Consider the following 12053-nt stretch of genomic DNA (forward strand, 5'->3'; position numbering starts at 1 on the left):
GAGACGGCGAGCCGCTGGGCGATGGACGCGACGAGGTCGATGGCGAGGGCCAGGGCGGCGACGAGCACGGCCCCGGAGGCCATCTGGGCGTAGTCGCGGACCGCGAGCCCGTCGATGAGGAAACGGCCGAGCCCGCCGAGGCCCACCGTCGCGGCGATGGTCGCGGTGGCCACGACCTGCAGCAGTGCCGAGCGCACGCCGGAGAAGATCAGCGGGAGCGCGCACGGCACCTCGACCTTGAACAGCACCTGCCAGCCACGCATCCCCATCCCCCGCGCGGCGTCCCGGGCCGCGGGGTCGACCTCGTCGATGCCCGCGTACGTGCCCGCGAGGATGGGCGGGATGGCGAGCACGACGAGGACGATGAGGCTCGGCAGCAGGAACGCGAGGTCGCCGGTGAGGTTCGGGCCCAGCCACAGGACGATGAAGAAGAGCAGGCCCAGGGTCGGGATGGCGCGCGCGAAACCCGAGATGTTGACCACCGCGAACTTCCCTCGCCCGGTGTGGCCCACCCACATCCCGGCGGGGACGGCGACGACGGCCGCGATGCCCGTCGCGAGGAGCACGTACTCGATGTGCTCGAGGAGCCGCTGCACGATGTCCTCGCGGTTGGCCGGGTCGGTGAGCCAGCCGATGATGTCGGCGATCATGAGGCGGTCCTCGCTCGGGCCCAGGGCGTGAGCAGCCGGGTGACGACGACGATGATGACGTCGAAGACCAGCGACAGCAGTCCACAGGCGATGATGCCCGTCACGATGGGGGCGAAGAAGTCACGGTTGAACCCGTCGGTGAAGAGCGAGCCGAGCTGCTGCACGCCGATGATGGCGGCGACGCTGACGATGCTGACGTTGCTGACGGCGGCCACCCGCAGACCGGCGGAGATGACCGGGACGGCCAGCGGCAGCTCGACCCCGAGCAGCCGCCGCACAGGTCGGTACCCCATGGCGTTGGCGGCGAGCCGGACGTCGTCGGGGATCGCAGCGAGGCCGTCGGCGACGGTTCGGACGAGCAGGGCCACGGTGTAGACCGTCATGGCGACGAGGACGTTGGTGGGGTCGAGGATCTGCGTGTGCAGGATGCCGGGAAGCAGGATGAAGACGGCCAGCGACGGCAGCGTGTACAGCAACCCGGTGCCGATGATGAGGGGCGGGTAGGCCCACGAGAAGCGACGGGCCGTCCAGCCCAGGGGCAGCGCGATGAGCAGGCCCAGCAGGAGGGGGAGCCCGGCGAGGTAGGCGTGGGTGACGAGCAGTCCCCACACGTCGTCGAGGTGCGAGGTGAACCAGTCCATCAGACGACCTTCGTCTCCGCGGCTGCGGCCGAGTCGACGCCCGGCTCGACGCCCGGCTCGGCTCCCGGCTCGACTCCCGGCTCGACGCCCGGCTCGACACCCTCGGTCTCGGCGTCCCGGGCCCGCTGACCGGCGGCGCTCACCTCGATGGGCTCGATGAGGTCCCGGGCACGCACGGTGCCCACGAAGGCGCCGTCGGGCCCGACGACGACGCCTCGGCCGGAGGGCGCCGACAGGGCCGCGTCGAGGGCCTGCCGGAGCGACCCCTCGGTCGAGGCCACCGTGCCGCCGCGATGAAGGGCCTCCCGCGTGACCGGACCGTCGAGCCGCTCCGGCTCGACCCACCCCAGCGGGTGGTCCTCGTCGTCGAGGACGAGGACCCAGGGGTCGGCCGTGACGGCCCGGGCGTCGGCCGCGGGCGCGCCGAGCCGGACCGTCGGCTCCGCCCTGGTCGGAAAGGTCGCGGTGCGGAAGCCGAGGGTGCGGTAGCCGCGGTCGCGCCCGACGAAGTCGGCCACGAAGTCGTCGACCGGCCGGGACAGCAGCTCCTCGGGGGCCGCGAGCTGGGCGAGCGTGCCCCCGACCCGGAGCACGGCCACCTGGTCGCCGAGCTTGATCGCCTCGTCGATGTCGTGGGTGACGAAGACGATCGTCTTGCCGAGCTCGTCCTGCAGCCGCAGGAACTCCTCCTGGAGCTGGTCCCGCACGACGGGGTCGACCGCGCTGAACGGCTCGTCCATGAGCATGACCGGCGGGTCGGCCGCGAGGGCGCGCGCGACGCCGACGCGCTGCTGCTGGCCTCCCGAGAGCTGCGAGGGGAACCGCTTGGCGAACGACTGGGGCAGCCCGACCCGCTCCATCAGCTCGAGGGCCCGGCTCGTCGCCCTGTCGCGGTCCCACCCGAGCAGGAGGGGCACGGTCGCGATGTTGGCCACGATGGTGCGGTGCGGGAAGAGTCCGGCGTGCTGGATCACGTAGCCGATGCCCCGGCGCAGCTCGGCGCTGTCGATGGTGGCAGTGTCGCGGTCGTCGACGAGGATGCGGCCACCGGTCGGCTCGATCATCCGGTTGATCATCCGCAGCGACGTGGTCTTGCCACACCCGGACGGCCCGACGAGCACGGTGATCTTGCCGGTGGGGGCCGTCAGGCTGAGCTCGTCGACCGCGACGGTGCCGTCGGGGTACTGCTTCGTCACTGACTCGAACCGGATCATCGGCTCGTCACCTCATTCGTGTGGGGGGTCGGGAACAGGGTTCGCGCGATCGTTCGAGCCTCCGCGGCGACGGCGACGCCGACGTCACGGCTCCGTTGCGGGTCCAGACGGTAGGAGGGCCCGACGACGTTGAGCGCCCCCGCGACGCCGCCCAGCCACGCGATGGGGGCGGCGATGGCCGTGACGTCCTCCTCGACCTTGGAACGCACCACCACATACCCGCATTCCGGCGTGCGGCCCTGCAGGGCCGCACCGATGGCCGTGCCGTCGACCGGCACGGTGCGTCCGACCCAGCCGGCGTGGCGGATCGAGAACGTCCCCTCGGCCATCGCGATGTACACCGCCTCGTCAGGTCGCCCGGCGACGCCGAGGTACGCGGACTCGCCGCATCGGGCGATGAGTCGCTGCAGGGCCGGCTGGGCGGCCTTGACCATCTGGTTGCGGCCGAGGGCGACCGCCCCGAACCGGAACGCGAGGGATCCGGGGTGGAAGTCGCCGTCCTCGTCGCGGCTGACGAAGTCGAGGACCTCGAGCGTGCGCAGCAGGCGCAGGGCCGTCGTCGGGGACAGCCCCACGGCCTTGGCGCACTCCGACAGGCTCGTGGGCGCCGTCTCGCAGACGTGTGCGAGGAGACCGAGCGCGCGCTCGACGGAACGGGTGGCGGCGGCGCCGGGGGCGGGCGTCGACACCGGCTCAGAGGCGGGCGACGAACGACCCACGGACCGGGACGCGGATCGCGGCGACCGTGGGGGTGATGGACGTGTCATGGGTGACACCTCGTCGGTGATCGAGCGAGAGGCAACGAGTGCCGTTTTCATTCTGCGGCAGCCCTTTGCTGCCCAGTGGCAGTCTGGCACACTGCGGACACAGCGCGACACCCTGTTGCCCGAGAAATCTCCGGCCGTCATCCGAGGACCGCACATGACCATCACCCTGACCGGGCAGCAGCTGACGATCGCCGCCATCGAGGCGCTGGGCCGGCGGGCGGACCTCGCGGTCGACCCCGAGGCGGCCTCCCGGGTCGACCGGGCCGCCCGTGCCGCCCACGAGGTGGCCCTGGTGCGGCCCGTGTACGGCAGGACGTCGGGGGTCGGCGCCAACCGCGACCGGGCGAGCACGTCGCCGAGACCGGGGCACGCCCTGCTGCGCAGCCACGGTGCAGGCTGGGGCGGGCCGTTCCCGCCCGCGACCGTGCGCAGCGCCCTCGCGATCCGCGTCAACCAGCTGCTCGCCGGGACCTCCGGCGCCAGCGGGTCGCTCCTTCGGGCGCTCGTGGAGACCACGAGGGCCGAGGACGGACGGCTTCCCGTCGTGCACCGGCGCGGCGCCATCGGCACCGGCGACCTCACCGCGCTCGCGGAGGTCGGTCTCACCCTGCTCGGCGAGCGCCCCACCGCCGACGGGACCCTGCTCGCCCCCGCGCCCCTGGACGAGTCCGACGCGCTGCCCCTGATGTCGAGCAGCGCCTTCACCCTGGCCGAGGCTGCCCTCGGCTGCGGCCGGCTCGCCCGGCTCGCCGACGTCGCCATGGCTGTGTGCGCCCTGTCGTTCGTCGCGCTGCGCGGCAACCTCGAGGCCTTCGGGCCGGCCGTGCCGAGGGTCACCCCGTTCCCGGGCGCCGTCACCGCGGCCGTCACCGTCACCCGGCTCGTGCACGGCAGCACCGTCGAGCCGGCCCAGCTGCAGGACTTCTTCGGGCTGCGCACCTTCCCGCAGGTGCACGGCCCGCTCCTCGACGAGATCGACGACCTGCGCCGCGTCGTCGAGGCACTCGTCAACAGCGGCAGCGAGAACCCCGCGGTCCTGACGGACGACGACCCGCCCGGCGTCGCGCACCACGGCGGCTTCCACCAGGCCTACCTGGCCCTCGCCGTCGACTCGACCCTGCTGGCCCTCGTCGGCTCGGCGCACACGAGCGCGTCTCGCATCTCCCATCTGCTGACCGACCCTGCGAGCGGTCTGCCCCGGTTCCTCGCCGGTCCGGAGGTGGGTTCCTCCGGCCTGCTCATCCTGGAGTACGGCGCCGCCTCGGCCATGGCGCTCATCCGGGAGGCCGCGTCGGCGGCGCGCTCGATCCAGTGGGTCTCGGTCTCCGCCGGGGTCGAGGACGGTGCGAGCCACGCCTCGGTGTCGTCGGCCCGCCTCACCGAGGCCGCCGAGGCCTACCGGCAGATCATCGCCCTCGAGCTCGTCACCGCTGTCCGCGCGCTCGTCCTGGGCGGGCGACGGGTCGCCGGCGAGCTGTCCGAGCTGATGGCCCGGTGCGGGCACCTCGCAGGAGAGCCGGACGACCACGACCTTGCGCCCGCGGTGGCGGCTGCGGTCGACATCGTCGACGAGTGGGTCGCCGCGGACCCGCTGGGGCCCGCCTGACCTGGGAGGCTCAGCCGCGGGGGGCTCGGGCGCCCTTCCGGGACAGCCGGATCGGAGGCGTCACGCCTGCCTCAGAGGTCGAGGGTGACGCCGCCGGAGTGGACGACCTGGGCGACGACGGCGCCCTCGGGCCCACTCGCCGGCTCCTCGTCGTGGCCCAGCTCCTCGGCGAACGTCGCGGTGACGATGCCGGTGACGAGGCGCGTCCACAGGGGCCAGCGCACGAGCATCGCGTGGTCGCCCCGCTCGACGCGCACGAGGGAGGCGTCGAGACCTTCGGCCTGCATGGTCTCGACGAGGCGCCGGGAACGGCTCAGGCCGCAGACGACGTCCCGGTCCCCGTGGACGACGACGGTGCGCTGACCCGGGCCGGGGCGCGGGTCACCGGGCTCGATCCACGGCGCCAGGCCCACGACGAGGCGCACCCCGGGCTCGGTGCCGACGTGCAAGGCGGTGCGACCGCCCATCGAGTGACCGACGAGCGCGATCGACGCGTCGGGGTACGTCTCGCGCAGCCGACCCAGGGCCCAGCGGGCATCGAGCACCGGCATGGCGTCGTCGCCGTTCCACCCCCGAACCCGGAACCGCAGCCGTGCCACGGCGACCGGCCCGGGCACCTTGCGGGCCAGCGCTCGCGCGAACGGCACGAGCCGGGCGACGTTGTGCGACCACGGCCGGTTCGGCTCGAACCCCCCGATGGCGCCGCCGTGCAGGACGAGGACGACGACGCGGGCGTCGGCGGGCCGGGCGTGCCAGACGAGGGTCGCCGGCGGGAGACCGTCGTCCGTGGGCGGGCCGACGACGCGCGACGGCCCCTCGAGCGTCCTGCTCACACGGGCGTCCGGTGGAAGTTCTGGAAGGAGCGGCTGGCGGTCGGACCGCGCTGACCTTGGTAGTGCGAGCCGTACTTCGCTGAGCCGTAAGGGTTCTCGCTCGGGCTACTGAGCCGGAAGAAGCACAGCTGGCCGATCTTCATGCCCGGGTAGAGCATGATCGGCAGCGTCGCGACGTTCGACAGCTCGAGCGTCACGTGGCCGGAGAACCCGGGATCCACGAAGCCCGCGGTGGCATGCGTCAGGAGGCCGAGGCGGCCGAGGGAGCTCTTGCCCTCGACGCGGGCGGCGAGGTCGTCGGGCAGCGACACGGCCTCCAGCGTCGACCCGAGGACGAACTCCCCCGGGTGCAGGACGAAGCCGTCCTCGTCCGGACCGACCTCGACCAGACGCGTCAGCTCCGGCTGCTCGGCCGCCGGGTCGATGTAGGGGTACTTGTGGTTGTCGAAGAGCCGGAAGAACTTGTCGAGCCGGACGTCGACGCTCGACGGCTGGACCATGTTCTCGTCCCACGGGTCGAGCACGACACGACCGGCGTCGACCTCGCCCCGGATGTCCTTGTCGGAGAGCAGCACGGGTCGAGGCTACCGTGCAGGCGGCGTCGGCCCGCGGACCGCTCGCGAGGCCCGCCGGATCCGGTCCGAACGGTCGGTCGCTCCAGGCGCGTGCGGTACCCGGGCTCGCCTACCGTTGGGTCATGACGGAGCAGCCGAGGGACGAGGCGGGGACGCGCGAGCTCGTGGCCGAGTTCCGGCAGCTCGTCCGGCGGATGCTCGAGCAGCTGCCCGACGACGCCGGCGGGCCACGGCTCGTCGACGTGCTCGAGGCCCATCTCGGGGTGTCGCCGCAGGGCCTGGCCGTCGTGTCGGAGCCGGTCATGCCGCACCGGCTCGTCGACGCCGACATCGCCCTGGACGAGGTGTCGGGGACCGACCCGGGGCGCAGCGTCGTCGGGATCGCCGGTGACGCCCGGCACCACATGTCCCTCGGCGACCTCGTCCAGAGCATCCACGGGATGGGCCTTCCGGTGGGGCAGGTCGACTACGGCCGCATGCCCACCGGCCCCGGCAAGGAGGACCACCGGCAGGTCGTCACCTCGGGCATCAGGATGTTCCGGTTCGAGGGCGAGCCGGTGGCCGTGCGCCAGCAGGGCATGAACCGGCAGTTCGGCCGTGAGGCGGGCAGCATCGAGGTCATGTCGCGCGACCGCGACACCTCCGACCGGCTCATGGCGCGGGTCCAGGAGCTCATGGACGCCCGCAGCATCCTCCGTGGCCAGGTGCTGACGTTCGGCGGCGACCCCTACGGCCCGGGGATGGCCGGGGTGACGTTCGTGGCGCGTCCGACCGTCGACGCCGCGGCGGTCATCCTGCCCGACGGGCTGCTCGACCGCGTGGCGCACCACGTCATCGGGATGGGTGAGCACCGTGAGCGCCTGCGGGCCCACGGCCAGCACCTCAAGCGCGGGGTCCTGCTCTACGGGCCCCCGGGTACCGGCAAGACGCACACGGTGCGCTACCTGCTGTCGGCGACTCCCGGCACGACGGCGGTGCTCCTGAGCGGCGGCTCGCTGCGCTTCATCCACGACGCCGCGAAGGTCGCGCGGGCGCACCAGCCGGCCGTCGTCGTCCTCGAGGACTGCGATCTCGTGGCCGAGGACCGCTCGTTCGCACCGATGGGCGCCTCTCCGCTGCTCTTCGAGGTGCTGGACGCGCTCGACGGGCTCGATGCCGACGCCGACGTCGCGTTCGTCCTGACGACCAACCGCGTCGAGGACCTCGAGGTGGCGCTCGCGCAGCGCCCGGGCCGGGTCGACCTCGCGGCCGAGATCCCGCTGCCCGACCGCGCCGGACGCCGCGAGCTGCTCCGGCTCTACGGCGGGCACCTCTTCGGTCCGGAGGCGATCTCGGCCGCTGCCGTCCGGTCCGAGGGCACGACGGCCTCGTTCGCCAAGGAGCTGGTCCGTCGGGCGGTCCTCGCGGCGGCCCTGGCCGCCGAGCCGCCGTCGGACGAGCACCTCCGCCTCGCCCTCGACGAGCTGCTGTCCGAGGGCGAACGCCTGACGCGCAGCCTCCTCGGCGTCGACGCGGCGTCCGCGGAGGGCCTGGCAGGGGACCCGACCGGTGGCACGGCAGAGGGCGCTGCAGGCGCCGGGACGTCCGGCCTCAGGTCCCGGAGGAGCCGACGGGGCGTCGGGTTCCTGCCCCGTGGCGGGTACCCGGGTCCGGTCCCCGGGCCCTACCCCGGACCCTAGCCCGGCGGCGAGACCCCCGCCGGGACAGTGAGCCCGGACAGTCAGCCGGCGAAGGGCAGCACCGGTCTGCCGGGCACGGCGACGCGGACCCGGAAGACCGACCCCGCCTCGGGCTCGGGGTCCTTGAGGTTCTCCCGCGAGGTGGTGATGTAGAGGTCGCGCAGGTCCGGGCCACCCAGCGTGCACGCCGTCGTCTGCCTGACGGGCAGCACGACCTCGGCGAGGACGTCCCCGGAGGGGGACAGGCAGCGGACGCGGCCGGCACCGTTGAGCGCGACCCAGACGTTGCCCGCGGAGTCGACGGTCAGGCCGTCGGGATGGCCGACGTCGGCCGTGTGGAACGGACGGCGGTTCGTCAGCTCGCCGTCGACGACGTCGAACACGTCGGTGCGGCCGGTCGGGGTGTCGTCGTAGAAGGCGCGCGCGCCGTCGGGCGAGAAGTCGATGCCGTTGGAGATCGTGACGTCCGGCAGGATTGTCGTGACGCGGCCGTCCGGGTCGACGCGGTAGAGCCGGGCGCCACCGGGGGCACGGTCGTGGGCCATCGAGCCGGCGAGGAGGCGGCCCTGCGGGTCGCACCCACCCTCGTTCATCCGGACCGACGTGTCGTCCCAGAGGGTCAGCCAGGGCGTCGGCTCGGTCTCTGGGTCCGCGGACAGGGCCAGACCGCGCTCGGTGCCGACGACGTAGCCACCGCCCGTTCGCGGTCGCACGAACGCCGCGACGTCACCGACGTGCAGCGAGGCGACCGAGCCGTCGGCGTGCAGCGTCAGGACGTCCCCGGCGAGCAGGTCGACCCACCGCAGTCCGCCCCAGGACTCTGACCAGACCGGCCCCTCGGCGTGGTAGCAGAGCGGTGCGGTGACCTGCTCCGGTCGCGACTCGACGAGCCCGTCCATCAGTCCCACCACACGCCGACGTAGTGGTGGCCGTCGGGCATCGCGGGCGCGTCGACGAGCCAGTCCAGCCGGCTCGCCGGGCCCCCGCTGGGCTGCGTCTCGGCGTCGATGGTCATGGCGTCGACCTCCTCCGGCATGAGGGTCGTGATGACGGCCACGCCACTGGCGTAGGGCCACTCGTCGTCGGGGTAGGCCTGGAACTCGAGCACGTCGAGCTCGACGCGCACGTCATGCACCTCCGGGCGCTCGCGCAGGTCGAACAGCACGCGCCGGACCGTGTCGAGGGGCATGGCCTCGTCGCGGTTGGGCGCGATCGACCACTCGCAGTCGTTGCCCTCGAAGAACTGCTCGAGCGTCACGGCGACCTGCGTGGAGTCGCCGCCCCGGCTCCGCACGTGTTCGACGAGGGCGGTCTGCTTGGCGAGGTCCATGGTGGATGTCGGGCCTTGGGGAGACGGTGCGTGGACGGGGTCGGGCGTCGGCTACACTGACGCCGCGTGCCGCCTCGCACCCCTCGTGGGGCACCGTGCGGCGGCCCGTGCGAGCGTAGCTCAATGGTAGAGCGCCAGCTTCCCAAGCTGGATACGCGGGTTCGATTCCCGTCGCTCGCTCCAGCACGAAGCCGCAGGTCAGGACACATGTCCGGGCCTGCGGCTTCGTCGTGCACCCGGCCGCGAGCGCAGCTCACGGGAGACGACCCGTCTCGCCGTCTCCCACCGGGACTCCGTGGGACCTACGAGAGCACCGCCGCGAGCCCGGCGATCCCCGAGCCGGGACTGGACAGCACCGGGACGGACAGGGCGCCCGGATCGACAGTGGCGACCACCCGCGCCATGGACGCCTGTGCGAGCACGATCACGTCCACGCGCAGTGCCAGATCCATGAGGGCCTCGACGATGAGCTCGTCGTGCCTTCCTGCATCACCGGACCTCATCGCCGCGAAGGCCCCCTCTATCAGGACGGGGCTGACCTCCACGTCCTTCTCGAGGTCGTGGGCGCAGCGTCGCAGGAGCTCGACCGTAGGGTTGAGCGTCGATGCGACCGTAGCCAGCACACCTATCCGCCGACCACTCTCGACAGCGGCCGATGCCATCGGCTGGTCGATGCGCAGAACCGGTACATCGACCAGTCTCGAGGCGATCTCCACCGCAGGACCGATCGAGGAACACGTGGCAAGGACGGCCACGGCACCGCTGTCCGCGGCCGACAGGACGTGGTCCACGACCCGGCGGTTCACCGACTGGGTGAGCCCCCCGGCCGCGATCGCATCCTCCAGCAAGGACTCGTCCACGATGTTGGAGACCTTCACGTCCTCGGGTAGTCCCTTGGCCAGATCCTGGAAGACCGGCACCAGTCCGGCCACCGTGTGAACCAGAACAACACGACGCATCACGCTCGTTCCTCCTCCTGCAGTCGATCACGTACTGGCTCGGTCGCCGAGGTGGCGCTGCGGGCGGCCGTGATCGCTTCACAACCTGCTGTGCGGCCTGCTACAAGGGAGGTGAGCTGGGCGCTGGTCAACGGTCTGGTGGGCTGGTCACGCAGCATCAGCCAGAGCCGAGCTGTCTCTTCGATCTCCTCCGCCGCATCGGCCGCGGAGAGGAGGTCGTCGGCGGCCGCGACGGAGCCGTGGTTGGCGAGCAGCATCACGGGGTGCCGGCGAGCCAGCTCCTCCACCGCGACGCTTAGCGCGGGGTCCCCGGGCGCAAAGTACGGGACCAGCGGCAGTTGCCCCACGCGCATCGCGAAGTAGGCGGTCAGCGGTGGGACCGCAGACCGTTCGTCGATGTCGGCCAGGCACGAGACGGCGACGGCGTGGGTGCTGTGGAGGTGCACGACCCCGCGGGCGGCCGGACGGGCGCGGTAGAGCGCGGCATGCATACCGGCCTCCTTGGAGGGCAGAGCGCCCCTGATGGGACGACCCTCCATGTCGATGATCGCGAGCCGGTGCGGATCCAGAGACCCGAGGCTGGCCCCGGTCGGTGTCACGACGATCTCGTCGCCGACCCGGCAGCTGAGGTTCCCGGTGCGGCCGGGAGTGAGGCCACGGGCGAAGATCGACGCCCCGAGCCTGGCGATGCCCTCGGCTGCGGCGAGCGTCCCTTCTCCACGAGGCCTCATGTGGCGGCCTCCACGAGCAGTCGGCTCGAGCCGAAGTTGCCGGACTTGAGCAGGAGCCGGATGGGACGGCGCCCTTCGGTCGTGCACCAGGGAACCCCTGGTTCGTGCTCGTCCTCGACCAGCACCTGCCGGATGCCGAGGGCGGAGACGACGGCCCCGGACGTCTCCCCGCCGGCGACGACGAACCGGCGGGTGCCGTCGGCGGCGGCGTGCACGGCCAAGGCACCCAGCACGTGTTCCAGGTGCTCGGCCGTACGGGATCCCATGGCTGCAACCGCTTCCGCACGTTCGTCGGGTGTCGCCGACGCGTAGACGAGTCGCGGTCGGTCGGCGGGTTGCGCCTGCAGCCAGGCCAGCGCCTCCTGGAGCATCTGCGCCGGACGGGGCGTTCGCACCGGGTCGAGCCGGTAGGTGGGAAAGGCGGCTCTGGCCTCCGTGACCTGGGCGAGGGTCGCGGCGGAGCAGCTGCCGGCCAGGACGAGCGTGCCTCCTGCGGAGGGGTCCTCGTCGGGGGTCCGGTCGGCCTCCGGCCCCGTGCCCGGAGCCGGAGGCGTGGCGCCCGGGGCCGGAGTCGTGATGCCCGGAGGCTCCACCCCCGAGTGGAGCCGGGCGTGGACGGCCTCCGCCCACGCCTCGGCCAGCCCGGCTCCCCCGGTCAGGAGCGCGCGACCCTGCATCGCGGAGACGACGGCCCTGAGGTCGTCGGCACTGATCGCGTCCGTGACGACATGGCGAACACCAGATCCCGCGAGGCGGTCAGCCGCCTCTCGGACCGACGAGCGTCCCGACGCGACCTCTGGCCAGCTCACCAGGCCGACCCGGCCCGTCGTCTGTCGAGCCAGGAACCGGACCAGGTCTGCATCGGCCATGGGGGTCAGCGGGTGCTGACGCATCGGTGACTCCGACAGCAGCCGGTCGCCCACGAACAGATGTCCCTGGTAGACCGTTCGACCGTGAACCGGCGACGAGGGGCAGATCACCGACGTCTGCATTCCCGTGAGCTGGAGCAGGAGGTCGGTGATCGGGCCGATGTTGCCCTCGGGCGTGGAGTCGAAGGTGGAGCAGTAC

Annotated in this window: 13 protein-coding genes and 1 tRNA gene; 3 read left to right on the plus strand and 11 right to left on the minus strand. The window is 72.7% G+C overall.

Translation table 11 applies throughout. The features are described 5' to 3' along the window. The 4 genes from ACPYOM_RS16920 to ACPYOM_RS16935 form a co-directional block, all read right to left on the minus strand. The coding region (locus ACPYOM_RS16920; RefSeq protein ID WP_481346854.1) for an ABC transporter permease at positions 1-650 on the minus strand (650 nt) is incomplete at its 3' end. Continuing rightward, a complete protein-coding gene (locus ACPYOM_RS16925; RefSeq protein WP_481346855.1) occupies positions 647-1291 on the minus strand; it encodes an ABC transporter permease in 645 nt (214 codons plus the stop codon). The genes ACPYOM_RS16920 and ACPYOM_RS16925, both read right to left, overlap by 4 nt. After that, positions 1291-2505, minus strand: coding sequence for an ABC transporter ATP-binding protein (locus ACPYOM_RS16930; protein ID WP_481346856.1), 1215 nt, complete (start codon positions 2503-2505; stop codon positions 1291-1293). Before ACPYOM_RS16930 ends, ACPYOM_RS16925 begins: the two co-directional genes overlap by 1 nt. Further along, positions 2502-3194, minus strand: a complete 693-nt coding sequence (locus tag ACPYOM_RS16935; RefSeq protein ID WP_481346857.1) for an IclR family transcriptional regulator — start codon at positions 3192-3194, stop codon at positions 2502-2504. The genes ACPYOM_RS16930 and ACPYOM_RS16935 overlap by 4 nt, the downstream gene beginning before the upstream one ends. Before the next feature lie 232 nt (positions 3195-3426). Between ACPYOM_RS16935 and ACPYOM_RS16940 the strand changes: the two genes are divergently transcribed. Beyond that, positions 3427-4878 (plus strand): aromatic amino acid ammonia-lyase, encoded by a 1452-nt coding sequence (locus ACPYOM_RS16940; protein WP_481346858.1) that lies wholly within the window; start codon positions 3427-3429, stop codon positions 4876-4878. A gap of 71 nt (positions 4879-4949) precedes the next feature. Here the strand turns inward: ACPYOM_RS16940 and ACPYOM_RS16945 are convergent, their stop codons facing one another. Both ACPYOM_RS16945 and dcd read right to left on the minus strand, forming a co-directional pair. Continuing rightward, positions 4950-5711: an alpha/beta hydrolase gene (locus tag ACPYOM_RS16945; RefSeq protein WP_481346859.1), complete on the minus strand. Its 762-nt coding sequence runs from the start codon at positions 5709-5711 to the stop codon at positions 4950-4952. Continuing rightward, a complete protein-coding gene (gene dcd / locus ACPYOM_RS16950; protein ID WP_481340623.1) occupies positions 5708-6286 on the minus strand; it encodes a dCTP deaminase in 579 nt (192 codons plus the stop codon). Before dcd ends, ACPYOM_RS16945 begins: the two co-directional genes overlap by 4 nt. Positions 6287-6408: 122 nt before the next feature. On the opposite strand from dcd, the gene ACPYOM_RS16955 reads away from it, so the two are divergent. After that, the gene (locus ACPYOM_RS16955) at positions 6409-7965 is read left to right on the plus strand and encodes an AAA family ATPase (RefSeq protein WP_481346860.1); all 1557 of its coding nucleotides are present in this window, start codon (positions 6409-6411) and stop codon (positions 7963-7965) included. 41 nt (positions 7966-8006) lie between these two features. Here the strand turns inward: ACPYOM_RS16955 and ACPYOM_RS16960 are convergent, their stop codons facing one another. After that, the gene (locus tag ACPYOM_RS16960) at positions 8007-8864 is read right to left on the minus strand and encodes an SMP-30/gluconolactonase/LRE family protein (protein ID WP_481346861.1); all 858 of its coding nucleotides are present in this window, start codon (positions 8862-8864) and stop codon (positions 8007-8009) included. Next, positions 8864-9295 (minus strand): hypothetical protein, encoded by a 432-nt coding sequence (locus tag ACPYOM_RS16965; RefSeq protein ID WP_481340632.1) that lies wholly within the window; start codon positions 9293-9295, stop codon positions 8864-8866. The genes ACPYOM_RS16960 and ACPYOM_RS16965 overlap by 1 nt, the downstream gene beginning before the upstream one ends. A gap of 109 nt (positions 9296-9404) precedes the next feature. Between ACPYOM_RS16965 and ACPYOM_RS16970 the strand changes: the two genes are divergently transcribed. Beyond that, positions 9405-9478: transfer RNA gene (locus tag ACPYOM_RS16970), tRNA-Gly, on the plus strand. Positions 9479-9597: 119 nt separating this feature from the next. Here the strand turns inward: ACPYOM_RS16970 and ACPYOM_RS16975 are convergent. From ACPYOM_RS16975 to ACPYOM_RS16985, 3 genes are all read right to left on the minus strand, one after another. Beyond that, a complete protein-coding gene (locus ACPYOM_RS16975) occupies positions 9598-10254 on the minus strand; it encodes an aspartate/glutamate racemase family protein (RefSeq protein ID WP_481346865.1) in 657 nt (218 codons plus the stop codon). Then, the gene (gene otnC, locus ACPYOM_RS16980; RefSeq protein ID WP_481346862.1) at positions 10254-10985 is read right to left on the minus strand and encodes a 3-oxo-tetronate 4-phosphate decarboxylase; all 732 of its coding nucleotides are present in this window, start codon (positions 10983-10985) and stop codon (positions 10254-10256) included. Before otnC ends, ACPYOM_RS16975 begins: the two co-directional genes overlap by 1 nt. After that, the coding region (locus tag ACPYOM_RS16985) for a four-carbon acid sugar kinase family protein (protein WP_481346863.1) at positions 10982-12053 on the minus strand (1072 nt) is incomplete at its 5' end. The genes ACPYOM_RS16985 and otnC, both read right to left, overlap by 4 nt.

The organism is Monashia sp. HAY1-2A, from assembly GCF_056755315.1.